23 protein-coding genes, 1 tRNA gene and 1 pseudogene are annotated in these 23,392 nt (G+C 62.4%); 14 read left to right on the top strand and 11 right to left on the bottom strand.

Features of this window, described 5'->3' with window-relative positions:
- Positions 1–56 precede the first annotated feature (56 nt).
- Positions 57–1,268, top strand: a complete 1,212-nt coding sequence (locus IAE38_RS20910) for a pyridoxal phosphate-dependent aminotransferase (protein ID WP_028634781.1) — start codon at positions 57–59, stop codon at positions 1,266–1,268.
- A gap of 247 nt (positions 1,269–1,515) precedes the next feature.
- A complete protein-coding gene (gene htpX, locus IAE38_RS20905; RefSeq protein WP_028634780.1) occupies positions 1,516–2,403 on the top strand; it encodes a protease HtpX in 888 nt (295 codons plus the stop codon).
- A 122-nt stretch (positions 2,404–2,525) separates the two neighbouring features.
- Here htpX and IAE38_RS20900 read toward each other — a convergent pair whose 3' ends face one another.
- The gene (locus IAE38_RS20900; RefSeq protein WP_201219083.1) at positions 2,526–3,176 is read right to left on the bottom strand and encodes a thiopurine S-methyltransferase; all 651 of its coding nucleotides are present in this window, start codon (positions 3,174–3,176) and stop codon (positions 2,526–2,528) included.
- A gap of 101 nt (positions 3,177–3,277) precedes the next feature.
- Here IAE38_RS20900 and IAE38_RS20895 point away from each other — a divergent pair, with 101 nt between their 5' ends.
- Positions 3,278–4,045: a DODA-type extradiol aromatic ring-opening family dioxygenase gene (locus IAE38_RS20895; RefSeq protein ID WP_201219080.1), complete on the top strand. Its 768-nt coding sequence runs from the start codon at positions 3,278–3,280 to the stop codon at positions 4,043–4,045.
- Between the two features lie 60 nt (positions 4,046–4,105).
- Here IAE38_RS20895 and IAE38_RS20890 read toward each other — a convergent pair.
- Positions 4,106–5,819, bottom strand: a pseudogene (locus IAE38_RS20890) (DEAD/DEAH box helicase).
- 452 nt (positions 5,820–6,271) lie between these two features.
- Positions 6,272–7,027 carry a spermidine synthase gene (locus IAE38_RS20885; RefSeq protein WP_201219091.1) on the bottom strand — a complete coding sequence of 252 codons (756 nt, stop codon included), beginning with the start codon at positions 7,025–7,027 and terminating at the stop codon, positions 6,272–6,274.
- 115 nt (positions 7,028–7,142) lie between these two features.
- Between IAE38_RS20885 and IAE38_RS20880 the strand changes: the two genes are divergently transcribed.
- Positions 7,143–8,489 (top strand): class II 3-deoxy-7-phosphoheptulonate synthase, encoded by a 1,347-nt coding sequence (locus tag IAE38_RS20880; RefSeq protein WP_028634775.1) that lies wholly within the window; start codon positions 7,143–7,145, stop codon positions 8,487–8,489.
- Positions 8,490–8,500: 11 nt separating this feature from the next.
- On the opposite strand, the gene IAE38_RS20875 is transcribed toward IAE38_RS20880, so the two are convergent.
- Positions 8,501–8,719 (bottom strand): DUF1127 domain-containing protein, encoded by a 219-nt coding sequence (locus IAE38_RS20875; RefSeq protein ID WP_201219079.1) that lies wholly within the window; start codon positions 8,717–8,719, stop codon positions 8,501–8,503.
- A gap of 96 nt (positions 8,720–8,815) precedes the next feature.
- Here IAE38_RS20875 and IAE38_RS20870 point away from each other — a divergent pair, with 96 nt between their 5' ends.
- Positions 8,816–9,667, top strand: a complete 852-nt coding sequence (locus tag IAE38_RS20870; protein ID WP_042141622.1) for a LysR substrate-binding domain-containing protein — start codon at positions 8,816–8,818, stop codon at positions 9,665–9,667.
- Between the two features lie 10 nt (positions 9,668–9,677).
- Here IAE38_RS20870 and IAE38_RS20865 read toward each other — a convergent pair whose 3' ends face one another.
- Positions 9,678–10,427, bottom strand: a complete 750-nt coding sequence (locus IAE38_RS20865; protein WP_201219078.1) for a sulfite exporter TauE/SafE family protein — start codon at positions 10,425–10,427, stop codon at positions 9,678–9,680.
- 246 nt (positions 10,428–10,673) lie between these two features.
- Here IAE38_RS20865 and IAE38_RS20860 point away from each other — a divergent pair, with 246 nt between their 5' ends.
- Entirely contained in the window at positions 10,674–11,129 is a 456-nt protein-coding gene (locus IAE38_RS20860; protein WP_201219077.1) for a MarR family winged helix-turn-helix transcriptional regulator, read from the top strand.
- A gap of 68 nt (positions 11,130–11,197) precedes the next feature.
- Here the strand turns inward: IAE38_RS20860 and IAE38_RS20855 are convergent, their stop codons facing one another.
- Together IAE38_RS20855 and earP are read right to left on the bottom strand one after the other, a co-directional pair.
- Positions 11,198–11,770, bottom strand: a complete 573-nt coding sequence (locus IAE38_RS20855) for an elongation factor P (protein ID WP_028634770.1) — start codon at positions 11,768–11,770, stop codon at positions 11,198–11,200.
- A 48-nt stretch (positions 11,771–11,818) separates the two neighbouring features.
- Positions 11,819–12,952 carry an elongation factor P maturation arginine rhamnosyltransferase EarP gene (gene earP / locus IAE38_RS20850; protein WP_201164831.1) on the bottom strand — a complete coding sequence of 378 codons (1,134 nt, stop codon included), beginning with the start codon at positions 12,950–12,952 and terminating at the stop codon, positions 11,819–11,821.
- Positions 12,953–13,080: 128 nt separating this feature from the next.
- Between earP and IAE38_RS20845 the strand changes: the two genes are divergently transcribed.
- The 4 genes from IAE38_RS20845 (at position 13,081) to IAE38_RS20830 (ending at position 17,383) form a co-directional block, all read left to right on the top strand.
- Positions 13,081–13,461, top strand: coding sequence for a hypothetical protein (locus IAE38_RS20845; RefSeq protein ID WP_201219076.1), 381 nt, complete (start codon positions 13,081–13,083; stop codon positions 13,459–13,461).
- A 2-nt stretch (positions 13,462–13,463) separates the two neighbouring features.
- Positions 13,464–13,934: a GreA/GreB family elongation factor gene (locus IAE38_RS20840; protein ID WP_060481565.1), complete on the top strand. Its 471-nt coding sequence runs from the start codon at positions 13,464–13,466 to the stop codon at positions 13,932–13,934.
- Between the two features lie 55 nt (positions 13,935–13,989).
- Complete coding sequence (locus tag IAE38_RS20835) at positions 13,990–15,168, top strand: MFS transporter (RefSeq protein WP_028634766.1); 1,179 nt, start codon at positions 13,990–13,992, stop codon at positions 15,166–15,168.
- A gap of 82 nt (positions 15,169–15,250) precedes the next feature.
- Positions 15,251–17,383, top strand: coding sequence for a TonB-dependent siderophore receptor (locus tag IAE38_RS20830; protein ID WP_201219075.1), 2,133 nt, complete (start codon positions 15,251–15,253; stop codon positions 17,381–17,383).
- 174 nt (positions 17,384–17,557) lie between these two features.
- Here the strand turns inward: IAE38_RS20830 and IAE38_RS20825 are convergent.
- Positions 17,558–17,647 (bottom strand) — tRNA-Ser (locus IAE38_RS20825).
- Between the two features lie 199 nt (positions 17,648–17,846).
- On the opposite strand from IAE38_RS20825, the gene IAE38_RS20820 reads away from it, so the two are divergent.
- From IAE38_RS20820 to IAE38_RS20810, 3 genes are all read left to right on the top strand, one after another.
- Complete coding sequence (locus IAE38_RS20820) at positions 17,847–18,536, top strand: crotonase/enoyl-CoA hydratase family protein (RefSeq protein ID WP_028634764.1); 690 nt, start codon at positions 17,847–17,849, stop codon at positions 18,534–18,536.
- 69 nt (positions 18,537–18,605) lie between these two features.
- A complete protein-coding gene (locus tag IAE38_RS20815) occupies positions 18,606–19,319 on the top strand; it encodes a lysophospholipid acyltransferase family protein (RefSeq protein WP_201164834.1) in 714 nt (237 codons plus the stop codon).
- A gap of 69 nt (positions 19,320–19,388) precedes the next feature.
- The gene (locus IAE38_RS20810) at positions 19,389–20,360 is read left to right on the top strand and encodes a magnesium and cobalt transport protein CorA (protein WP_028634762.1); all 972 of its coding nucleotides are present in this window, start codon (positions 19,389–19,391) and stop codon (positions 20,358–20,360) included.
- Positions 20,361–20,391: 31 nt separating this feature from the next.
- Here IAE38_RS20810 and IAE38_RS20805 read toward each other — a convergent pair whose 3' ends face one another.
- On the bottom strand, positions 20,392–21,123 hold the full coding sequence (locus tag IAE38_RS20805; RefSeq protein WP_201219074.1) for an amidotransferase: 732 nt from the start codon (positions 21,121–21,123) through the stop codon (positions 20,392–20,394).
- Between the two features lie 526 nt (positions 21,124–21,649).
- Here IAE38_RS20805 and IAE38_RS20800 point away from each other — a divergent pair.
- Entirely contained in the window at positions 21,650–22,450 is an 801-nt protein-coding gene (locus IAE38_RS20800) for a cytochrome c (RefSeq protein ID WP_201219072.1), read from the top strand.
- A 36-nt stretch (positions 22,451–22,486) separates the two neighbouring features.
- Here IAE38_RS20800 and IAE38_RS20795 read toward each other — a convergent pair whose 3' ends face one another.
- Positions 22,487–22,819, bottom strand: a complete 333-nt coding sequence (locus IAE38_RS20795; protein ID WP_201219070.1) for a ribonuclease E inhibitor RraB — start codon at positions 22,817–22,819, stop codon at positions 22,487–22,489.
- 175 nt (positions 22,820–22,994) lie between these two features.
- Complete coding sequence (locus IAE38_RS20790) at positions 22,995–23,231, bottom strand: hypothetical protein (RefSeq protein WP_028634758.1); 237 nt, start codon at positions 23,229–23,231, stop codon at positions 22,995–22,997.
- Positions 23,232–23,392 lie beyond the last annotated feature (161 nt).

Raw genomic sequence — 23,392 nt, 5'->3', positions numbered from 1 at the left:
TGCCCTTACAAACCTTTCGGCAGGGCGTAGCGCGTTTTCTCAATCGGGATTCCATCATGCAGTTCAGCAAATCGAACAAGCTCGCCAATGTCTGCTACGACATTCGCGGCCCAGTGCTCAAGCACGCCAAGCGCCTGGAAGAGGAAGGCCACCGCATCCTCAAGCTGAACATCGGCAACCCGGCGCCGTTTGGCTTCGAAGCGCCGGATGAAATCCTTCAGGACGTGATCCGCAACCTGCCCACTGCCCAGGGCTACAGCGATTCCAAGGGCCTGTTCAGTGCCCGCAAGGCGGTGATGCAGTACTGCCAGCAAAAGGGCATCGAAGGCGTCGGCATCGAGGACATCTACCTGGGCAACGGGGTGTCCGAACTCATCGTCATGTCGATGCAGGCCTTGCTCAACAACGGTGACGAGGTGCTGATCCCGGCGCCCGACTACCCGCTGTGGACCGCAGCCGTGAGCCTGGCAGGCGGCAAGCCGGTGCATTACCTGTGCGACGAGCAGGCTGACTGGTTCCCCGACCTTGCCGACATCAAGGCCAAAATCACCCCGAACACCAAGGCACTGGTCATTATCAACCCCAACAACCCCACGGGCGCGGTGTATTCCACCGAGCTGCTGCGCGGCATGCTGGAGCTGGCACGCCAGCACAACCTGGTGGTGTTCTCGGACGAGATCTACGACAAGATCCTCTATGACGAAGCGGTGCACATCAGCACCGCTTCGTTGGCCCCCGACCTGCTGTGCCTCACCTTCAACGGGTTGTCCAAGTCGTACCGGGTGGCGGGTTTCCGTTCTGGCTGGTTGATCATCTCGGGCCCCAAACACAATGCCCAGAGCTACATCGAAGGCATCGACATGCTGGCCAACATGCGCCTGTGTGCCAACGTGCCAGCCCAGCATGCCATCCAGACTGCGCTGGGCGGTTACCAGAGCATCAACGACCTGGTGTTGCCGCCGGGGCGCTTGCTGGAGCAGCGCAACCGTACCTACGAGCTGCTCAACGACATCCCCGGGGTGAGCTGCGTGAAGCCGATGGGCGCGCTATACGCCTTCCCGCGCATCGACCCCAAGGTCTGCCCGATCTTCAACGACGAGAAGTTCGTGCTGGACCTGCTGCTGGCTGAAAAACTGCTGATTGTGCAGGGCACTGCCTTCAATTGGCCGTGGCCAGACCACTTCCGCGTAGTGACGTTGCCACGGGTGGATGACCTGGAAGCGGCGATTGGGCGGATCGGGAATTTCCTCAAGGGGTATTCGCAGTAGGGTGTGACGGTTTTTCGGGGGGTGGCGCGTGGATGGCGCGCCGCGCTCGACCTCGACTTCACAGCAGCGCCTTAGACAAGCCATGTTTCTTACATCCTGCAACGCTCTATCCCACAGCCACTACCCCCGCCTCTGCCATACTCCGCCATACACAGTTTGAAATAGTCCGCCGATTGAATCGGAACGGCAGGCCCCTTATATACCCCGCAGTAAGCGACAATTCATCCGTCAGGAGAACGTAACAACCATGATGCGCATTCTGTTGTTTGTGGCCACCAACCTTGCGGTGGTGCTGGTTGCAAGCATTACTCTGAGCCTGTTCGGTTTCAACGGGTTCATGGCCGCCAATGGGGTTGACCTGAACCTCAGCAGCTTGCTGGTGTTCTGTGCAGTCTTCGGCTTTGCCGGCTCCCTCGTTTCGCTGTTCATCTCCAAGTGGATGGCGAAGATGTCTACCGGTACGCAAATCATCAGCCAGCCACGCACCCGTCACGAGCAGTGGCTGCTGCAAACGGTCGAAGAGCTGTCCCGCGAGGCCGGTATCAAGATGCCCGAGGTGGGTATCTTCCCGGCTTACGAGGCCAACGCCTTCGCCACCGGCTGGAACCGTAACGACGCCCTGGTGGCCGTGTCCCAAGGTTTGCTGGAGCGTTTCTCGCCTGATGAAGTGCGTGCCGTACTGGCCCACGAAATCGGCCACGTCGCCAACGGCGACATGGTCACCCTGGCGCTGGTGCAGGGCGTGGTGAACACCTTCGTGATGTTCTTCGCCCGTATCATCGGCAACTTCGTCGACAAGGTGATCTTCAAGAACGAAGAGGGCCAGGGCATCGCCTACTACGTGGCCACTATCGTTGCAGAGCTGGTGCTGGGCATTCTGGCCAGCATCATCGTGATGTGGTTCTCGCGCCGCCGCGAGTACCGTGCCGATGAGGCCGGTGCTAACCTGGCTGGCACCTCTGCAATGATCGGCGCGCTGCAGCGCCTGCGTGTGGAGCAAGGCCTACCAGTGCACATGCCCGATACCATGAAGGCCTTCGGCATCAATGGCGGCCTCAAACAAGGCCTGGCCGGGTTGCTGATGAGCCACCCACCCTTGGAAGACCGCATCGACGCCCTGCGCCGTCGCGGCTGACCCAGCAGCCAATGCATTGAGGGCGACTACGGTCGCCCTTTTTGTTGCGCCAGTGCCGGCCCATTCGTCCACCCTGTGGGAGCGGGTTCACCCGCGAATGGGCCGGCACTGGCAACCCAGCATTACCTGCTGACCTTGTACACCCGCTCAAGCAGACTCGGCACCCCGGCCTGCTGAAACTTGGGGTTCCCCTCAATGACCTCAGCCTGCTCCAACACCTCCACCTGCCAGCCAGCGAACCCCTGCCGCAACTCGTCATCACCCACCGAGAACGGTGGGCCGCCCAGCAGCGACTGGTCGTAATCAAAGGTCACGACCAAGCCACGACAGCTTTCCCGCAACAGGGCCGAAAGCGCCTGCAGGTAGCCCGTGCGCATGGCAACCGGCAGGGCAATCAGTGCGGCGCGATCATAAAACGCTGCACAGCCCTGGACGTCCTGGGCCTGCAGCGCAAAGAAATCCCCGCACCACAACTCGATCCCTGCACTGCTCCACACTTCAAAGCCATTGTGCTGCCGCACCTGCGGCTGCAGCCCATGCTCGTCAAAAAATGCCTGCACCGCCTGGCGCGACAGCTCCACGCCCATCACCTCATGCCCCTGCCCTGCCAACCAGGCAAGGTCGAGGCTCTTGCCACACAGCGGTACCAGTACACGGCTACCGGGCATTAGCTGCAGGCCCGGCCAGAACGCTTGCAAGTACGGGTTCACCTGCGCTTGGTGAAAGCCGATCTGATTGTTCGCCCAGCGTTGCTGCCAGAAAGCTGGCTCCATGATCACTCCCAGTTTTTAGATGGTTTACCGGTAAAACTTGGTTTGGAATTCGATCTGAAGTTGGTCGAAGATGATTGCATCTTACCCCTCAGGACCCCGCCATGCTCCCTAGCCTGTTCATTTCCCATGGGTCACCCATGCTTGCCCTGCAGCCTGGCGCCAGCGGGCCGGCGCTGGCCGGCCTTGCCAACGCGCTGCCACGGCCGAAGGCCGTTGTGGTGGTTTCAGCGCATTGGGAAAGCCGCGGGCTGCTGGTCACTGCCAGTTCACAACCAGAAACCTGGCACGACTTCCATGGGTTCCCGCCGGCACTGTATGCCGTGCAGTACCCCGCACCAGGTGCACCTGAGCTTGCATACAAGGCCTGCGCCTTGCTGCAAGCTGCGGGGTTACAGGCACAACCGGACACGCAGCGCCCATTCGACCATGGCGCCTGGGTACCCCTATCGCTGATGTACCCCGATGCACGCATTCCGGTGGTTCAGGTGTCGCTGCCCAGCCATGGCGGGCCGGTCTTGCAGGTCAAGGTGGGCCAGGCACTCTCGCGCCTGCGTGAGGAAGGCGTGCTGTTGGTGGGCTCAGGCAGCATCACCCATAACCTGGGCGAGCTGGACTGGCACGCAGGGCCCGAGGTGATCGAGCCCTGGGCATTGGCGTTTCGGGATTGGGTGGTGCAAAAGTTGGAGGCTGATGACCAACCTGCATTGCTGGGCTACCGCCAGCAGGCGCCATTCGCCCAACGCAACCACCCCAGTGACGAACACTTGCTGCCCCTGTTCTTCGCCCTTGGCGCAGGGGGCGAGTTCAAGGTGGTGCACCAAGGCTTCACCCTGGGGGCCCTGGGCATGGACATTTACCGGTTCGGTTGACTCCCACCGCAGGCAAAAAAAATCCCCGAACTAAGTCGGGGATTTATCACAGCACCAGGATCAATCTTCGCGGTAGCGACGCAGCTTCAGCTGCTTGCCGGCTACGCGGGTGTCCTTGAGCTTGGCCAGCAGCTTCTCGAGGCCGTCTTCCGGCAGCTCGACCAGGCTGAAGCTGTCACGCACCTGGATGCGGCCGATGGCATCACGCGCCAGGCCACCTTCGTTCAGGATCGCACCCAGCAGGTTCTTGGCGGCGATACCATCACGGGCACCCAGGGCGGTACGGCAACGCACACGGCCTTCGGCCAGTGGCAGCGGTGCACGGCGCTCGCGCTCGCCGCGTTCACCACGGTCGCTGCGCTCACCGCGCTCGGTACGCTCACCCCGTGGGGCGAAGCTCGGTACCAGCGGTTGCTCGCGCTCTACAGCACCCAGGTCCAGTGCCTGGCCGTTGGTGGCCTTGCGCAGCAGCGCAGAAGCCAGGGCACGGGCGCTGCAGCCCAGGTCGGTGGTCAGGCGGTCGAACAGCTCACCATGGGTAGCTTCTGCTTCGGCAACCAGCGGTGCCAGGCTGGTGGTCAGCTTCTTGATGCGGGCATCCAGCACGGCCTGGGCGTTAGGCAGACGTGCTTCGGCAACCTTCTGCCCGGTCACGCGCTCGATCACCTGCAGCATACGGCGCTCACGCGGGGTGACCAGCAGCAAGGCACGGCCTTCGCGACCGGCACGGCCAGTACGGCCGATACGGTGAACGTAGGACTCCGGGTCGTACGGCATGTCAACGTTGAACACGTGGGTGATGCGCGGTACGTCCAGGCCACGGGCCGCGACGTCGGTGGCCACGACGATGTCCAGGCGGCCATCCTTGAGCGAGTCGATGACGCGCTCACGCTGGTTCTGGGCGATGTCGCCGTTCAGCGCAGCAGCCTTGTAGCCCTTGGCTTCCAGCGCAGCGGCCAAGTCCAGGGTGGCTTGCTTGGTGCGCACGAAGGCGATCAGCGCGTCGAACTCTTCCACTTCCAGCAAACGCAGCACTGCCGGGATCTTCTGGTCGGCGTGCACCATCAGGTGAGCCTGGTCGATCGCGGTAACGGTCTGGGTTTTAGTCTGGATCTTGACGTGCTTGGGTTCGCGCAGGTGACGCTCGGCGATCGAACGGATCGACGACGGCAGGGTGGCGGAGAACAGCACGGTCTGACGGGTAGCCGGGATGGCATCGAAGATCACTTCGAGGTCGTCCATGAAGCCCAGCTTGAGCATCTCGTCGGCTTCGTCCAGAACCAGGTACTGAACGGTCGACAGGACTTTTTCGTCACGACGCAGGTGGTCGCACAGGCGGCCCGGGGTGGCCACGACGATTTGCGCGCCGTTGCGGATTGCGCGCAGCTGTGGGCCCATCGGGGCACCACCGTACACGGCAACCACGTTCACGCCAGGCATTTGCTTGGCGTAGGTTTCGAAAGCGGTAGCAACTTGCAGCGCCAACTCACGGGTTGGCGCCAGGATCAGGGCTTGCGGTTCGCGCTTGCTCACATCGATCTTGTTGAGGATCGGCAGTGCGAAGGCAGCGGTCTTGCCGGTGCCCGTCTGCGCCTGGCCGATCATGTCGTGACCGGCGAGGATGATCGGGATCGATTGTTGCTGAATGGCGGACGGCTCTTCATAGCCGGTAGCTACCACAGCAGCAACAATGTTCGGATTGAGATCGAGAGCGGCGAAGCCGCCGGTTTCCTGGGTCATGGGTCTGCCTCTAGGTGCATCCGCAAAGACCCATGCTCCAAAGCTGCACAAGCCATGAAAGACCGACAGGTCACCCAGGCAGCTTTGGCGGCGGGGATTTGCGAAAACGATTGAAAAAGAATACGTGGGAAGGTCCGCCTAGCGGACGTGCAGCCGAAGCTGGACTCGGAGGATTTGCACCGCCTGATTTTGAGGTCCGCTAAAAGACCGGCGCGTACTATACCCGAAATAGCGCACTACGTGAGGAATTTTTTCAGCATGCAGTGGTATTGCCGGGCCATGGGGCAGCAGAGGGCTGAATCGATTCCCTTCGGCGTATTGCGCTGGCCTCTTCGCGGGTAAATCGGATCGCCGCACCGCCGCTCCCACAAGGACAGCGCAACCTTTGGAAGTATCTGTCCTCCACAAAATCTGGATGCTGGCCCGATCCCTGTGGGAGCGGCGGTGCGGCGATCCGATTTACCCGCGAAGAATGCGACGCAGTTTTCAGGTGGCTGGGCGAATCTCTCGGATCAACCCGTCAAGGCTATAACCCAGGCGCGGCGCCAGTGCTTCGGCGCGGGCGCGCATGCTGTCGAGGTCAAGCGCCTGGTCCAAGTCTGCCGGCACCAGCAATATCACATTGCCCTCCTTCACCGGCAGCTCCCAGTAATGGCGATGGTACAAACCCCGCAGCAGCGCCGCCCCCAGCGGCTTGCCATCGTCGGTGGCCCATTGGTTGATCACCAGCCAGCCACCGGGGTTGAGCTGCTGCTGGCAACGCTCCAGAAACCCCCATGCCAGGTGCCCCACGCCCGGCCCATGGTCGGTGTACAGGTCAACGAACACCAGGTCGGCGTGCTCGGCAGTGGGCAGCAGCTCCAGCGCATCGCCGATACGCACATAAAGCCGCGGGTCGTCATCCAGGCCCAGGTGCTCCATGGCCAGGCGCGGCACGTCCGGGCGCAGCTCGATGGCCTCGATGTCCTCCAGCGGCAAAAATTTCATGCACGCCTGAGTCAGCGTACCGGCGCCCAGGCCAAGAAACAGCGCGCTCTCGGGCTGCTCATGGCACAACGCGCCCACCAGCATGGCACGGGTATAGTCGTACTCCAGCCAGCTGGGGTCGGCAGTGAACACACAGCTCTGCTCGATGGCATCCCCGAATTCCAGAAAGCGGTAGTCATCCACCTCGTACACGCTGATGACGCCGAAGGCATCCTCCACCCGTGCCAGTAGCCGCTCCTGACGTTCCGCCTCCATGTTCCACACCCACCCGCGCAAAAGGGGCATTGTCCGCCAACACCCTCGCTGCAACAAGCGCAGCGCCAACTGTTAACATGGCGTCAAGCCTGCAACCTACATGACCGAGCCTGACATGAACCAACCGTGGAGCCCTGCCAGCTGGCGCGCACTGCCGATCCAGCAGCAACCGACCTACCCCGATGCCGCGCACCTGCTCAAGGTGGAACAGACCCTGGCCAGCTACCCGCCCCTGGTGTTCGCCGGTGAGGCACGTGAATTGCGGCGCCAGTTCGCCGAGGTGACCGAAGGGCGTGCCTTCCTGTTACAGGGCGGGGACTGCGCAGAAAGCTTCGCCGAGTTCTCGGCGGCCAAAATTCGCGACACCTTCAAAGTGCTGTTGCAGATGGCCATTGTCATGACCTTCGCGGCCGGCTGCCCGGTGGTGAAGGTAGGCCGCATGGCAGGCCAGTTCGCCAAGCCGCGCTCGGCCGGCGACGAGACCATTGGCAACGTCACCCTGCCCGCCTACCGTGGCGATATCGTCAACGGTATCGGGTTTGATGCAAAAAGCCGCATCCCTGACCCTGAGCGTTTGCTGCAGGCCTACCACCAGGCCACCGCCAGCCTGAACCTGCTGCGCGCCTTCGCCCAGGGCGGTTTTGCCGACCTGCACCAGGTGCACAAGTGGAACCTGGACTTCATCGCCAACTCGGCATTGGCCGACAAGTACCATCAGTTAGCCAACCGCATCGACGAAACCCTGGCTTTCATGCGCGCCTGCGGCCTGGACACTGCCCCCCAACTGCGCGAAACCAGCTTCTTCACCGCGCACGAAGCGCTGCTGCTCAACTATGAAGAAGCGTTCGTGCGCCAGGACAGCCTGACCGGCGACTATTACGACTGCTCGGCACACATGCTGTGGATCGGCGACCGTACCCGGCAACTGGACGGTGCCCACGTGGAATTCCTGCGCGGTGTGCACAACCCGATTGGGGTGAAGGTGGGGCCGAGCATGGACCCCGAAGCCCTGCTGCGCCTCATCGACATCCTCAACCCGGCCAACGACCCAGGCCGCCTGAACCTGATCGTACGCATGGGCGCAGGCAAGGTGGGTGACCACCTGCCGGGGCTGATCCGCGCTGTGGAGCGTGAGGGGCGCAAGGTGCTGTGGAGTTCCGACCCGATGCACGGCAACACCATCAAGGCCAGTAGCGGTTACAAGACCCGCGATTTTGCACAGATCCTCGATGAGGTGAAGCAGTTCTTCCAGGTGCACCAGGCCGAAGGCAGCCATGCAGGCGGCATCCATATCGAGATGACCGGGCAAAACGTCACCGAATGCATCGGGGGTGCGCGGCCGATCACCGAAGATGGCCTGTCGGACCGCTATCACACCCATTGCGACCCACGCATGAACGCCGACCAATCACTGGAGCTGGCATTCCTGATCGCCGAAACCTTGAAACAGGTACGGCGCTGACCTGCCACGCTTCACTTGTGCAACGGGTCGTCCCAGAAGTGCCGCTCGCTTTCCTGGTGGATATCTGCACGGCTCAGCCCCAGGTCGTGCAGCGTAGCGTCGCTGAGGCTGGCCAGTTCCCGGCGCTGGCGGTGCAGTTCCAGCCAGCGCGAGGGGCGCTGCAGGGCTGCACGCAACAGGTGCTTGAGTGAAAAGGCCGGTGCCGGGATGGTGCTGTAGTTACCTTTCATCGTGAAGCCCTCCGTGTCGATGGCTTCAGTCTCTCGCCGGGCTTAAGATCAATCCAACGAATGTTTCTTATGCAAAGCATCTCGGAGATTGATGCAATGTCTCAGTACCAGAGCCTTGATGCAGATGTACTGCGCACCTTCGTGGCCATCGCCGACCAAGGCGGCTTCACCCGCGCAGGGGAAGTGGTCAACCGCACACAGTCTGCTGTAAGCATGCAGATGAAACGCCTGGAAGAAGACATCCTGCAGCGCCAGCTGTTCGAGCGCGACGGCCGGCAGGTGCGGCTCACCGCCGAAGGCCAGGTACTGCTGGGCTACGCCCGCCGCATACTCAAGCTGCACGGGGAAGTGTTCAATACTCTGCGGATGCCGCACATGGTCGGGGTGGTGCGCATCGGCACGCCGGATGACTACGCCATGCGCTTTTTGCCGAGCATTCTGTCGAGCTTCGCCAAGGCCTACCCACTGGTACAGGTGGAGGTGCATTGCGACACGTCCCGGCAACTGATGCAGCGCCAGGACCTGGACCTGACCATCGTTACCCGCGAGCCCGGTAACGAAGTGGGCCAGCTGTTGCGCCAGGAGCGGCTGGTGTGGGCTGCTGCCGAAGGCTTCTGCCCCCAGGAGCAGCGGCCCATGCCCCTGGCATTGTTCAACACCGAATGCTTCTGCCGCGCCTGGACCTGCAACGCCCTGGAGGCCCAGGGCATCGACTACCGGGTCGCCTACACCAGCCCCAGCCTGTCGGCGATTTTTGCCGTGGTTACTGCTGGCCTGGCGGTGACTGCCCAGCTGCAGAGCCTGATCGGCGGCAACATGCGCATCCTTGGCGAAAACGAGGGGTTGCCGCAGCTGCCACTGGCCAACGTGATGCTGGTGCGCAGCCCGAGCGTTGCATCGCCCATTACCGACTGCATGGCCGACTACATCATCGAAGGCTTCAAGTAGCCGCCACCGGCTACAGCTCGAAGGCCAGCATGATGGCGCACACCACCAGGAACACGCAGAACATGCCACGCAGCACTTTTTCGGGTAATGCGTGGGCCAGTTTTACGCCCCAGCTGATGCTGAGCAAACCGCCCACCGCCAGCGGGATGCCCACCGACCAGTCCACACTGTGGTGCACCCCGTACGTCACCAGTGTGACCAAGGTACTGGGCGCCGCCAGCGCCAGCGATAGCCCCTGTGCCACCACTTGGGTAGTGCCGAACACGCTGGTGAGCACTGGCGTGGCCACTACCGCGCCGCCGACGCCGAACAGCCCGCCCATGGTCCCGGCAAAACTGCCCAACACACCCAGCCAAGGCCAAGGGTGGCGCATTTCGGCGCTGGCTGGCGCTACCTTCATGAATAGGCGTGCGATATTCCAGAGCGCCAGCGCGACGAGAAAGCCGACGAAGCCCAGCCGCATCGAGTGAGCATCCAGCCCAACCGCCCACATTGACCCTAACCAGGCGAATACGAAACTGCACAACGACAGCGGCAAGGCATGGCGCAGCTCGATACGGTTGCGCTGGTGGTAGCGCCACAGCGCCAGCAGCACGTTCGGCACCACCATCACCAGCGCTGTGCCCTGGGCCAGCTGCTGGTCCAGGCCAAACAGCACGCCAAGCGCCGGAATGGCGATCAACCCGCCGCCAATCCCGAACAGCCCACCCACAGTGCCCAGGCCTGCGCCCAGCACCGCATACAACACCCACTCGATCATCCTGGCTCCGCTTCAACACGCTATCAAGCCGGCCATGCTAGCGACTGCAAGGCGACAGGGGAACGCAAATACGTAGTGTCGTGAATTTGAAACGAACTCTGCTGGCGTATTGCTGCTCGAATTCTTCAAGAGCCGCTTGACCCTCGTCCCAGCCGGGCCGCGGGCGCTGCGCAGTGAATGACGCTGGTAGTGAGCGCACCAACCATCAGCGTGCGAGATTCTTATTCGACGAATTCAAGGACCTGCATGAACGCCGACACCAAAGCCACTGGCGCCGAGCTGCTCCTGGACAACCAGGTCTGCTTCGCCCTGCACTCTACCTCGTTGCTGATGACGAAGGTCTACAAGCCGCTGCTCCAAGCCCTCAACCTCACCTACCCCCAATACCTGGCCATGCTGGTGCTGTGGGAACATGATGGGCTGACGGTGGGAGAGATCAGCCAGCACCTGCTGACCGACCCAGGCTCACTCACCCCTTTACTCAAACGCCTGGAAAGCGAAGGCCTGCTCAAGCGCACCCGCAGCCGGGAGGATGAGCGGGTTGTGATGGTGCAGCTGACCGACAAAGGGCGTGCGTTGCAGGAACAGGCCAAGGAGGTGCCGCAACGCATCCTTGAAGCCAGCGGGCGCACACCTGAAGGGTTGCAGCAATTGCAGCAAGACTTGCTGGAACTGCGCGATCGGCTGCACAAGAGCCTGTAACGGGCACAGCTTTCAGCATGCATAAAAAAACCCGGCAAGTGCCGGGTTTTTGCGTTACGCAAGAAGGTTTACTTCTTGGAACGGCCTTTGTACACGCCACCTTCACGAGTGTCGATGTCGATCCACTCGTCGATGTTGATGAAGTCGGCAACCTGCAGTTCGGTACCGTTCTTCAGCTTGGCAGGCTTCATGACCTTGCCCGAGGTGTCGCCACGTGCAGCGTTCTCGGTGTAGACCACTTGGCGGCTGATGGTGGTCGGCAGTTCAACCGACACCAGGCGGCCTTCGAAGAACACGGCTTCGCAGACGTCTTCCATGCCTTCTTCGATGAACGGCAGAACGGCTTCGATGTCCTCGGCGTTCAGCTCGTACATGGTGTAGTCGGTGGTGTCCATGAAGGTGTACGAGTCACCGCTGATGAACGACAGGGTCGCTTCTTTGCGATCCAGGATCACGTCGTCCAGCTTGTCGTCCGCACCGTATACGGTTTCGGTCTTGTAGCCGGTCAGCAGGTTCTTCAGCTTGGTCTTCATGATCGCGCTGTTGCGACCCGACTTGGTGAATTCGGCTTTTTGTACCAGCCACGGGTCGTTGTCGATCCGCAGTACGGTGCCGGGTTTCAGTTCTTTACCAGTTTTCATTACGCAGTATCCGAATCTGGATGGATTTATAAAAATCGAGGCCGCATATCATAGCCAATTTCGGTAAAACTGTACCAGCGTCATGGCGAGGTCCGGCTGGGCGGCCTGTTTTGCACACCATTGGCGGGCGTGGGCCTGCAGTTCCTGCCAGTGCACCATGAACCCGCGCCAGGCGGTGTCCATGTCCTGATGCTTGTTCCAGGCCCGCCATAGAGTCAGCAGCGCGTGCGCGGCAGGCTCCGACAGGCCTTTGCGGTAAATCGCCAGAAACGCCTCGAGTTTTTCCCAGTGGGCATTCTCTTCCTGCACGTAGATGTGCCACAGCATGGGCCGCCCGGCCCACTGGGCGCGCACGAACGAATCTTCGCCGCGCACCGCGTTGAAATCGCAGCACCACAGCAAGCGGTCGTAATCATCCTGGCTGACGAAAGGCAACACCTGCACGGTCAACGTACCACGCTGGTGAATGGCGCCTACCACCAGTTCAGGCTCATTCAGCCAGGCGCAAAGCTCAGGCACGATGCGGCCCTGGGGCACCAGCATGTGGCTGGGGTTGGTAGCGTTGGCCAGGGCGTCCAGCCAGCCGCCCAGTTGCGGGTTTTCGTAGGCGAACAGCGAAATCAGGGTGGCGCCGGCCTGGGGCTGTACCCCAAGCCTGGCAAGGTGCCCGGCGCGCTGGGCAGGGTCGGCCTCGAACGCCTCGCGGCGGGCCAGCAAACCGGCCTCACGCAGCAGCCCGCCCGTACGCTCGGTGAACCCGGGGAAGAAGAACACGGTGCGCAACCCATTGGGTTTGGGTGACGGCAGGCCATGGCAGCCCTCGACCCAGTCTTCGGCGCTGAGGTATTCCAGGTTCAGCCACAAGGCTGGGGCCGGGCGGCTGCACAAGGCTTCGACATAGGCGTCAGGCAAGCGGCAACCGAAGGCGGCAATCACCACATCCGCCGTACCCGCGGGCGCCCACTCGGCCGGCCAGTGAAGCACCTCGACACCCTGTTGCATTTGCCGGGCTGCGCCCAGGTCGGCGCCGGGGCACAACGGCACGAATGCCCGCAGGTCATCCACCCACAGACGCACGGCCACCCCATGCTCGGCAACCAACTGGCGAGCCAGGCGCCAGGTGACGCCGATATCGCCATAGTTGTCGACGACCGTGCAGAAGATATCCCAGGTGGCTTTCACGTGCCCCGCCCTCGCCCATGCCCAAAAACGCGAATTCTGCGCATAAACTAAGGCCAGCGAAAGCACCGTCGCGGATTATTACCCTGCCCATGCGACAATGCGCCCATTCTGATACCCAGGAGACTGCCATGCCCCGCCCCCGCGAATTGAGGATTACCCTCAGGCCTTTGCCTTTGATACTCAGCGTAGCGGTGGGCCTGTGGCTTGGCGCTGGCGCCATTGCACTAAGCATCTGGGCTGCGTCATTCATATGGCCAGAGCCGCCACGGCCATTGGACGAGGCCGCCAATACCAGCGCCCCGCATACAGCGCCCCCGCCAGCGGCTGCCGAAGACTCCCAAGCGCGCATGTTCGAGCAGTATAAAAAGGGGTTGCAGAAACAGGCGGCAGAAGCCGCACAAGGCGACCCGCGCAACCTCGACAGCCCCAAGTGCCAGTTCTGGCTGCAACAGAACCGTACGGCGCCCACCGACAAAAGCCAGGCCAACGTGCTGGAGTTTTGCTACTGATCATGAACAAGCCACTTTTACTGGCACAGATCGTCGCCACCCTTGAGCGTGACCTGGACGTGCTGACCCGCGCCGCGCAAACCGCCTACGAAACGGCAACAGCCGAAGAAAACGTTGCCGAGAACAAGTACGACACACTGGGCCTGGAAGCTTCATACCTGGCTACCGGCCAGGCGCGCCGCAGCGCCGAGATCCGCCAGGCGCTGCTCGGCTACCAACAACTGCTGCTGCGCGACTACGACCCGCAACGTGGCGTCCAGGTGAGCAACCTGATCACCCTGGAGGATGAAAAGGGAGCCCGGCAGCAGCTGTTTCTGGGCCCCGCAGCCGCTGGCTTGAAGATCGCCGACGGCACCCAGGCAACCACCGTGATCACCCCTCGCTCACCGCTGGGCCAGCAACTGATCGGCAAACGCGTTGACGATGAAGTGACGCTTGCCGCACACACCCTGGTGATCGTCGCCGCCACCTGAGCTACGACGCCTGCCCATAGCCACCCTTGTTTACACTGCCCGCCAAGAGATCCGCATGACCAACCCCACCCTCAGCCGCGCCCTGATCCTGCTGATGGCCACCGCCACCGGCCTGGCCGTGGCCAGTAACTACTACGCCCAGCCGTTGCTCCACAGCATTGCCGAACAGTTCGGCCTGAGCACCGCGGCTGCCGGCAGCATCGTCATCGCCGCGCAACTGAGCTACGGCGCCGGCCTGCTGCTGTTGGCGCCTTTGGGCGATCTGTTCGAGCAGCGCCGCCTGATTACCGTGATGACCGCCATCGCCACCCTTGGGCTGATCATCAGTGCGTGCGCCCCGAGCCTGCCCTGGCTGATTCTAGGTACCACGCTTACCGGACTGTTCTCGGTGGTGGCGCAAATTCTGGTGCCCATGGCCGCGTCCCTCAGCGCGCCCAACCTCAGGGGGCGCGCGGTAGGGACGCTGATGAGCGGCCTGTTGCTGGGCATCCTGCTGGCACGCACCGCAGCCGGCTTCATGGCCGAGCTGGGTGGTTGGCGCAGCATCTATGTGCTGGCCGCCGTACTAATGGCTATTACTGCACTGGCCCTGCACCGCAACCTGCCCCAGCACCACAGCCATGCTGGGCTGAAGTACCCGGCGCTTATCGGCTCGGTATTCAGGCTGTTTGCCCAGGAGCCGGTACTGCGCCTGCGTTCGCTGCTGGGGTTGCTGGCATTCAGCCTGTTTGCGCTGTTCTGGACGCCGCTGGCCTTCCTGCTGGCCAGCGAGCCTTACCATTACTCCGACGCGGTGATTGGCCTGTTCGGGCTGGCGGGGGCCGCGGGCGCGTTGTCGGCCAACTGGGCGGGCCGCCTGGCAGACCATGGCAAAGGGGCGCTGGGCACCACCGTAGGCCTGGTGGTGCTGTTGCTGTCCTGGGTACCACTGGGGTTCGCCCAGCAGTCGCTGGTGGCGTTGCTGCTGGGGGTGCTGATGCTGGACCTGGCGGTGCAACTGGTGCACGTCAGCAACCAGAATGCCGTTATCGCCCTGCGGCCCGAGGCCCGTACGCGGCTTAATGCGGGGTATATCACCTGCTACTTCATTGGCGGCGCCTTGGGCTCGCTGCTGGGTACGCAGCTGTTCCAGCACCATGGCTGGCCGGGCATCGTGGTGGCAGGGCTGGCGATTGGCACATTGGCGCTGCTGGTGTGGGGCCTGGCCCGCCGCGCAACGCCAGCCATGGCCTGACCCCAACGGCGCGCACTGATCGCTTCGGGCCGAAGGCGCCTGCTAAGATGCCGCCTTTTTCTTGGCCTTCAGGAACCTCGACATGCCTGCGTGCAACCCTCGCCTGCCCTTCAGCCTGCTCAGCCTGGGCCTGGCCTTGCAGTGCCCCAACGCCCTTGGCCAGGGCAGCCTGGAGCTGGCGCCGGTGCAGGTGTCCGATACGTATGCCGCAGGCAGCTACCAGGCAACCCAGGCCGCGGTCGGCGGCTTCCAGCCGGGCCCGACATTGGATACCCCCGCTGCGATTAGCGTATTCAGCCAACAAATGCTGGAAGACCGCCAGGTGCGCCTGCTCAGCGAAGTGCTGCAGGGTGACGCCGCAGTGGGCGAAAGCTATGCACCCGTGGGCTACTACGAGAACTTCAATGTGCGAGGCTTTGAGCTCAATGCTGCCAGCAGCTACCGCGTCAACGGCCAGACCGTGGTCGGCGAGCAGAATGTGGCGCTGGAGAACAAGCAGCAGGTAGAGCTATTGAAGGGGTTGTCTGGCTTGCAGAGCGGTGTCTCCGCACCCGGGGGCCTGATCAATTATGTGACCAAGCGGCCTGAAGCGGTGCGCAGTGTCACGCTGGCCGGCACCGACCAGGGTGGGCGCTACCTGGCCACCGACCTTGGCGGCTGGTTCGGCAGCGAGCGGCAGTTCGGCCTGCGTGCCAACCTGGCGCACGAGACCATCGGCTCGTATGTGGAGCACGCCGACGGCAAGCGGGACTTTGCCTCGCTGGCGTTCGACTGGCAGCTCAGCCCTGCTGCCACCTTGCAGCTCGATGCGGAATACCAGCACCGCGAACAACGCTCGGTGCCGGGCTATCAGCTACTGGGTGGCCGCGAAGTGCCCCATGGCATAGCCCCCCATGACCGCCTGGCCTATCAGGGCTGGGCCAAACCGGTACAGAATGACTCGCTGAACCTGGGCGGGCGCTTTGAGTACCGCTTCAGCGACGCATGGGCCGCCACGCTCAGCGGGTCCCGCAGCAAAGCGGTCATCGACGACTACAGTGCCTTTGCCTGGGGCTCGAGCGAAGGTGCGTTCTTCTCCGGCACCGGCGACTACGACATCTACGACTTCCGCAGCCCCGATGACACGCGCCGTATCGATGAAGTGCAGGCCACCCTGGATGGGCACTTCGATGCGCTGGGCGTGGGCCATGAGCTGACCCTCGGCACCAGCGCCCAGCGCCGCACCCAGGACCAGCGGCCCTACTACAACGAGTGGCTGGGTACCGGCAACATCGCCACCGGCGCCCCGGCCCTGGCGCCATCGAGCAACCCGGTGGGCGCCAGCGAGCGGCGCCTGGACAGCCGCCAGTACGGGCTGTTTGTCACCGACCGCATCCATTTCAGTGAGGCGTGGCAAACCGTGCTGGGCGCCCGCGAGGTACGCCTGGACGAACGAACCTGGGACCAGGACGGTGTTGCCGGGCGTCACACCCAGCAGTACCAGTTGCTGCCCAATGCGGCGCTTATCTACAAACCGCAGCCGGACACCACCCTGTACGCCAGCTATGCCAAAGGGCTTTCTGCCGGCGGCACAGCGCCGTGGTTTGCCAGCAATGCTGCCGAGATACTTGCCCCAACCCTGTCGCGCCAGCTGGAGGTGGGCGTGAAACACGACTGGCAAGGCCTGAGCCTGAGCGCTGCCTTGTTCCAGATACGCCAGGCCTACCAGTATGCAAGGCCCGACGGCGGCGGCAGCTTCACCTATGTGCAGCAAGGCCAGCAGAAGAATACCGGGCTGGAGCTGGGGGCCACTGGCTGGCTTACGTCCAACCTGCAGGTGCAGGCCAGCGCAGCCGCCATTCGCGCGCGGGTGCAGGGCAGCGGCACTGAGGCCTATGAAGGCCACCAGGCGATCAACGTACCCAGGTTCCGGGCGGCCCTGTATGGGGAGTACAACCTGCCGGTGCCGGGGCTGGCGCTGCTGGGCGGCGGGCGCTACAGCGCCAGTAAAGCGGCGAGCAAAAACGGCGACGTGAAGGTGGGCGGGTATGCCGTATTCGACCTCGGTGGCCGCTACCGCACACAGGTGGGTGGGTACGACACGGTGCTGCGGCTGACGGTGGATAACCTGTTCGACAAGCGTTACTGGCGCGATGTGGGGGATTACCTGGGAGACAATTACCTGTTTCAGGGTGCGCCGCGCACCGCCCGGCTGGCGGCGACGGTTAGCTTTTAATACCAAGGCACTGGATGAGTGGGGGTGGCACCGGCTGCGCCGGTGTTCGCCGGTAAACCGGCTCCTACAGGGATGGGGGTGGGTCTCACTGGGGCCACACCCCTCCAGCCCTCACAAAACAGCCAACAACAAAAAGCCCCCGGGCTTTTCAGCGCGGGGGCTTTTCGTAGAATGTGGCGGTGAAGAAGGGATTTGAACCCTTGATACGATTTCTCGTATACACACTTTCCAGGCGTGCTCCTTCGACCACTCGGACACTTCACCGTTTTCCCTTCAAGCCTTTCAGCCTGTCGAGGCGCGCTAATTTAGTGGAAGGTCTTTTCTTTGGCAAGCATTTTTTTCAAATTTTTCATGTATTTGCATCAGAAGCCCGGCAAGGGCTGACTGGCCAGTCAGCCTTGCTGCTTTACCTGGCCCTCGGCGCTGGGTAACGTCATCGCCACGCCAACAACAGGACTGCGCCATGAGCGAGCTGATTACCTACCACGCCGAAGACGGCATCGTCACCCTGACCCTGAACAACGGCAAGGTCAACGCCATCTCACCGCAGGTGATCGCCGCGTTCAACGAGGCCCTGGACCGTGCCACCGAGGCACGCGCCGTGGTGATCATCACCGGCCAGCCCGGCATTCTGTCTGGCGGGTACGACCTCAAGGTGATGACCAGCGGCCCCAAAGAAGCCATCAGCCTGGTCACCGCCGGTTCCACCCTCTCCCACCGCCTGTTGTCGCACCCCTTCCCCGTCGTGGTGGCGTGCCCGGGCAATGCCGTGGCCAAAGGCGCCTTCCTGCTGCTGTCGGCCGACTACCGCATCGGCGTCGAAGGCCCCTACAAGGTCTGCCTGAACGAAGTGCAGATCGGCATGACCATGCACCATGCGGGCATCGAACTGGCCAGGGACCGCCTGCGCCGCTCGGCCTTCCACCGTTCGGTGATCAACGCCGAGGTGTTCGACCCACAGGGCGCGGTGGATGCCGGCTTCCTCGACAAGGTGGTGCCGGCTGAACAACTGCACGACGCCGCCCTGGCGGCCGCACGCGAACTGAAGAAGCTGAACATGCTGGCCCACAAGAACACCAAGCTCAAGGTACGCAAAGGGCTGCTGGATGCGCTGGAGAAGGCTATAGAACTGGACCAGCATCACATGGGCTGACCGCGCCTGTTTGCCCCAGCCAGTGCACAGCCGTACACTGACGGGCGACTGTCTGGTGTGAGTCGTACCATGCTCTATTGTGTTCGCATGTTCCTGCTGGGCCTGCATTTTCTGGCCGTGGGTGCCGTCGGCCTGGTCATTGGCCTGTGCCGCCCGTTCAACCCCGCCAACAGCCGGGTGTTCGCACGCCTTTACAGCGTGCCAGCCACCTGGCTGATGCGCGTCAAGGTCAAGGCGGAGGTGGGCCCGCTGTGGGACCAGCCGCCTGGCTGCGTCATCGTCGCCAACCACCAATCCAACTTCGACCTTTTTGTGCTGGGCCAGGTGGTACCGCAGCGTACCGTTGCCATCGGCAAGAAAAGCCTGGGCTGGATCCCGTTGTTCGGCCAGCTGTTCTGGCTGGGTGGCAACGTGCTGGTCGACCGCAAAAACGCCTACCAGGCGCGCAAAGCCCTGCAAAAGACCACCCGCGTACTGCAGAACGGCACGTCCATCTGGATATTCCCTGAAGGCACACGCAACCCCGGCGACACATTGCTGGCCTTTAAGAAAGGCGCGTTCCACATGGCGATTGCGGCAGGCGTGCCGATCGTGCCGGTGTGCGTCAGCCGCTACGCCCGGCGCCTTGACCTCAACAGCTGGCACCCACGCACGGTCAGCGTGCGCTCACTGCCCCCCATCGCCACCACGGGCATGACCCAGCAGGACCTCCCCGCACTCATCGAGCACTGCCGTGCGCAGATGCAGCAATGCATCGACCACATGGAAGCCGAACAGCCCTGAGCCTGGTTGCTCTCTGGGCGGGGAAGGACCAAGCTGTAGCCCGTGTTCAACCGGAATAAGCGGGCAACCATGGGGCGAGTCGTGGCATCGGCGGTGTACACCGCCGGCAGAAAGGTCACCAACATCAGCATCGATGAAGGCAGCGAATGGGCCCGCAAGCCGGGCCATTTCGTGTGGATTGGCCTGGAAGAACCCAACGCCGAAGAACTGGCCAACCTGCAACGCCAGTTCAACCTGCACGAACTGGCCATCGAGGATGCCCTGGAAAAGCACAGCCGGCCCAAGCTGGAAACCTTCGGCGATGCCCTGTTCATCGTCACCTACTCGCCGGTACGTCACCAGGGCCGGCTGGAATTCATCGAAACCCATATTTTTGCCGGCAACGGCTACATCATCACCTGCCGCAACGGCCATTCGAAATCCTACGCCCTGGTGCGCCAGCGCTGCGAGGCCAGGCCGCTGCTGCTGGAACACGGCGAAGACTTCGTGCTGTATGCGCTGCTGGATTTCGTGACCGAGAACTACCAGCCGGTGAGCGAAGCCATCCACGCCGAGATCGAAACCCTGGAGCAAAGCGTGCTGGGCGGCTCGCTGCAGGAAAACGACATACGCCGCCTGCACAGCCTGCGCCGGGATATCCTGCGCCTGCGCCGTTATGTGGCGCCGATGGTGGAAATAAGCGAGGAACTCCAGCGGCTGAGTTTCCCCTTCATCGACAAGAACATGCGCCCTTACTTTCGCGACGTGCAAATTCACGTGACGCGGCAGATGGAAGACTTGTCGAGTATCCGCGACATCGCCAGCCAGACCATCGAGATCGGCATGCTGCTGGAGTCGTCACGCCAAAGCATCGTGCAACGCAAATTCGCCGCCTGGGCGGCCATCCTGGCCTTCCCTACCGCCATCGCCGGCATCTACGGGATGAACTTCCAGAACATGCCCGAGCTGAACTGGCACTACGGCTACTTCACCGTGCTGGGGGTGATCGGCCTGGGTTGCGTGGGGTTGTACGCCAGCTTCAAGCGCTCCGGCTGGCTTTGAGGTGGCCAGGGCCGCAGCGCGGCCCTGCGCCTTACGCGGCGTCGTGTTTACCGACAGGTTGCTGGATAAACCGCAACATCCACTCACCCACCAGGTCGCCCTGGTGCTCGGTGGCCAGGCTGGCGATTGCACGCTGATACACCTCATCGCCCAGGTGTTCCTGGCGCGCATTGAGTAACGCCCGCGAATAATCGTTGACGAACTCTGGGTGGCCCTGGAAGCACAGCACCTGGTCGCCGATGTGGTAAGCCGCATTGGGGCAGAAGTCGCTGGATGCGACCACCGCCGCGCCTTCCGGCAGTTCGGTCACCTGGTCCTGGTGGCTGATGAGCAGGGTGAGTTCTGGCACCTGCGGGATCATCCATGGCTGCTGGGTCGCCAGCGAGTACCGGTGGGTACCCACACCCCAGCCCTGCTCCGCCCGCTCGGCCTTGCCACCCAGGGTCAAGGCCAGCAGTTGATGGCCAAAACACACGCCTAGCAACTTTTCACCGCGCGCGTACAGCTTCAGCAGGTAAGCCTTGAGGGTTTGGATCCAGGGATCAGAACCGAACGAATCCGCTTTGCTGCCCGTCACAAGGTAGGCGTCGAAGACTTCGTCGTCGGCGGGGTAATCGCCGTTCATCACGTTGTACACGCTAAATTGTGCCGCAATGGGCTGACGCGAAAAGAGCTGCTCGAACATCCTGCCGTAGCCCTGGTACTGGGCGGTCAGCTCCGGTCGCAGAACATCGGTTTCAAGGATGCAGATGCGTAACGACATAGGGTTAGTCCTGAACGACATGGGTAGGGATCAGGTGTAGAGCGTGACGCGAAAGGCACGTACAAGCAAGTAGGCTGCACTGACGAACGGTCACAACCGGTGGTCACCGGCAGCAGCGTGGCGCAGGCGTCTAGCCAGAGCATGGCACGGTGCACAGCGATCTTTACATAGCCAGAAATAATCAGCAGGCACTCGCTTAGAACAAAGGGTTCTCGATCATGGATAACGCAGGCCCTACTGTTGGTTGTATATCACGTAACACGAGGCAAACAGTCACCCCGCAACACGGTGCCACTGTGATCGACCCGAAGCGCGACAAGGAAGCCAACGGGTATTCAGGAATAACAACAAGAAGGCGGTCAGCCATGTTCAGACATTCAAAAGTTCGCCAGGCCGGGCTCATACTCTTCGCCACCACCTTGCTGCTGATCTTGCCGAACCTCACACGCTTGTTCGGTTGAGCGCAGCGCTGGCGCCACAGGGCGACGCACAGGTAACCTGCCGGCCTCACTGGTCGGAGCTTTCCATGCGTTACTGCCTCATGCTGCTTGCACTGGTTGCAGGCCTGCCCGCCTGGGCAGCACAACTGCACCTCGAATTAGGCAACGGTGAACGCCAATGGAGCAGCGAAGCGCTGCTGGCTCACCCACAGGCGCAGGCCGTTGCGGTCGACCACGATGTCTCGTACAAGCGGCCTATGCACTACCGTGCAGTGCCCCTCAGTGCGTTGCTGGAGGGCATTGGCCCTGATGATCATCTGCAGGCCGTTGCAAACGATGGCTTCGCGGCAGAAATGCCGGCCGCACCCTTGCTGCAACAGGGCCCGGCCAGGGCGTGGTTGGCAGTGGAAGACCCAGCCCACCCCTGGCCGGCACTGGGCAAGGGCAAGGGCAGTGCCGGGCCGTTTTACCTGGTCTGGACCCACCCACAGGCAAGTGGCATACGGCCAGAGCAATGGCCATTCCAGATCGCGACACTGCGCAAGCTTGCGCCCGTGCAAACACGCTTCCCAGCGCTGCTCCCCGACCCGCAACTCCCTGCACACAGCCCCGAGCAGCGAGGGTTTGCCCTGTTTCAACAAAACTGCCTGGTGTGCCATACCCTCAATGGTGCCGGTGATGGTCAAGTGGGGCCAGACCTGAACACCCCGCATAGCCCTACGGAATACTTCCAGCCTGCCTACCTGCGCATGCTGATCCGCAACCCGCAAAGCGTGCGGCATTGGCCCCAGGCCAAGATGCCGGGGTTTACCGTTGATGTGCTCAGTGAAAATGACCTGGATGAACTGTTGGCCTACCTGACCCATATGGCTGGGCGCAGGCCGTGAAACCCAGGGCCGCGCGGCGACCCTGAACGCCATGGATCAAGCGGTAAGCCGCTCCTGTTTGACGCCCCACCCTTCCACTTCACCCCCATAGGGTGTCACCAGCTGTTCGAAGGTTTCCTCGAAATCGCCGATGCCGCCGTGGGTGGCGTACATGACCTTGCTCAGCTCCAGGTGCCACCCCCCATCGCCCAGCTCGGTGACCTGGGCATTGAGCGACTCGCCCCGGAACTGCGTGGCTGCACGCCGCGCGGCAGCCTCGTCCGGGAACACGGCATAGAACTCGATGGGGTGAATTTGAGTGAAGTCGAAACCGCCTGCCTTCATCTGACGCAGGACGTCGCTGCTGATGTCGTCGTTTTGGCTGCTCATGAATCGTCCTCCTGAGTAACGCGATGGATAGACTTTCCGTGCACTACGCACCTGCCGGTAATGGCCTGGCAGTTCGAGCTGTTGCAAGACGCGAGTTGAAGAGGTGCCTGCCCGCAGAACGGCAGGCACCTTCCAGCAGCGTAGTGCCCTTGCAGGCACCACGCAAACCTGTGGTTCAGGGCGCTTCGTGGATACTGGTGATGGTGACGCCGCTGTGCTCCTTGAGCCAGCGTGCCGTGGGAGAAATGGCCCGGTCCTGAAAATCGTTGAGGTCCAGCTCATCCATGACCGGGAACAACTGCGTGCGTATCGCACGTGCGGCGTCTTCCTCGCTGGGGCAATGTTCGGCCTGCAGCACGATCGAAGACGGTGCGCCTTTCTGGTCGGCAAAGATGACTTCCCACTCTTTCATCGAACGAGCCCTCTCAATCAAACGACATCTGGTTTGCGATGCCTGAATTACTGACCTTGGGCCTGGGAGAATGTTCAGAAAGTTGCGGGGGGGCCCCGCGGGCGCCCCCCCCACGGTGGGGGTGATGATCACCACGGCGCTGACCGGCATGGTCGCCGCCT

Source organism: Pseudomonas sp. S32 (assembly GCF_016648095.1).
Lineage (GTDB): Bacteria > Pseudomonadota > Gammaproteobacteria > Pseudomonadales > Pseudomonadaceae > Aquipseudomonas > Aquipseudomonas parafulva.
The sequence above is the reverse complement of the archived record's forward strand: the minus strand, read 5'-3'. Positions and strand labels throughout refer to the sequence as shown.

What these genes read in the sequence shown, in the direction of transcription:
- IAE38_RS20790 (WP_028634758.1), bottom strand. Translation starts at nt 23,231, where the DNA reads ATGAAAGAGTGGGAAGTCATCTTTGCCGACCAGAAAGGCGCACCGTCT.
- IAE38_RS20895 (WP_201219080.1), top strand. Translation starts at nt 3,278, where the DNA reads ATGCTCCCTAGCCTGTTCATTTCCCATGGGTCACCCATGCTTGCCCTG.
- IAE38_RS20835 (WP_028634766.1), top strand. Translation starts at nt 13,990, where the DNA reads ATGACCAACCCCACCCTCAGCCGCGCCCTGATCCTGCTGATGGCCACC.
- IAE38_RS20885 (WP_201219091.1), bottom strand. Translation starts at nt 7,027, where the DNA reads ATGGAGGCGGAACGTCAGGAGCGGCTACTGGCACGGGTGGAGGATGCC.
- IAE38_RS20900 (WP_201219083.1), bottom strand. Translation starts at nt 3,176, where the DNA reads ATGGAGCCAGCTTTCTGGCAGCAACGCTGGGCGAACAATCAGATCGGC.
- IAE38_RS20840 (WP_060481565.1), top strand. Translation starts at nt 13,464, where the DNA reads ATGAACAAGCCACTTTTACTGGCACAGATCGTCGCCACCCTTGAGCGT.
- IAE38_RS20865 (WP_201219078.1), bottom strand. Translation starts at nt 10,427, where the DNA reads ATGATCGAGTGGGTGTTGTATGCGGTGCTGGGCGCAGGCCTGGGCACT.
- IAE38_RS20805 (WP_201219074.1), bottom strand. Translation starts at nt 21,123, where the DNA reads ATGTCGTTACGCATCTGCATCCTTGAAACCGATGTTCTGCGACCGGAG.
- IAE38_RS20820 (WP_028634764.1), top strand. Translation starts at nt 17,847, where the DNA reads ATGAGCGAGCTGATTACCTACCACGCCGAAGACGGCATCGTCACCCTG.
- IAE38_RS20860 (WP_201219077.1), top strand. Translation starts at nt 10,674, where the DNA reads ATGAACGCCGACACCAAAGCCACTGGCGCCGAGCTGCTCCTGGACAAC.
- IAE38_RS20815 (WP_201164834.1), top strand. Translation starts at nt 18,606, where the DNA reads ATGCTCTATTGTGTTCGCATGTTCCTGCTGGGCCTGCATTTTCTGGCC.
- htpX (WP_028634780.1), top strand. Translation starts at nt 1,516, where the DNA reads ATGATGCGCATTCTGTTGTTTGTGGCCACCAACCTTGCGGTGGTGCTG.
- IAE38_RS20830 (WP_201219075.1), top strand. Translation starts at nt 15,251, where the DNA reads ATGCCTGCGTGCAACCCTCGCCTGCCCTTCAGCCTGCTCAGCCTGGGC.
- IAE38_RS20810 (WP_028634762.1), top strand. Translation starts at nt 19,389, where the DNA reads ATGGGGCGAGTCGTGGCATCGGCGGTGTACACCGCCGGCAGAAAGGTC.
- IAE38_RS20855 (WP_028634770.1), bottom strand. Translation starts at nt 11,770, where the DNA reads ATGAAAACTGGTAAAGAACTGAAACCCGGCACCGTACTGCGGATCGAC.
- IAE38_RS20800 (WP_201219072.1), top strand. Translation starts at nt 21,650, where the DNA reads ATGCGTTACTGCCTCATGCTGCTTGCACTGGTTGCAGGCCTGCCCGCC.
- IAE38_RS20795 (WP_201219070.1), bottom strand. Translation starts at nt 22,819, where the DNA reads ATGAGCAGCCAAAACGACGACATCAGCAGCGACGTCCTGCGTCAGATG.
- IAE38_RS20875 (WP_201219079.1), bottom strand. Translation starts at nt 8,719, where the DNA reads ATGAAAGGTAACTACAGCACCATCCCGGCACCGGCCTTTTCACTCAAG.
- IAE38_RS20845 (WP_201219076.1), top strand. Translation starts at nt 13,081, where the DNA reads ATGCCCCGCCCCCGCGAATTGAGGATTACCCTCAGGCCTTTGCCTTTG.
- IAE38_RS20880 (WP_028634775.1), top strand. Translation starts at nt 7,143, where the DNA reads ATGAACCAACCGTGGAGCCCTGCCAGCTGGCGCGCACTGCCGATCCAG.
- IAE38_RS20910 (WP_028634781.1), top strand. Translation starts at nt 57, where the DNA reads ATGCAGTTCAGCAAATCGAACAAGCTCGCCAATGTCTGCTACGACATT.
- IAE38_RS20870 (WP_042141622.1), top strand. Translation starts at nt 8,816, where the DNA reads ATGTCTCAGTACCAGAGCCTTGATGCAGATGTACTGCGCACCTTCGTG.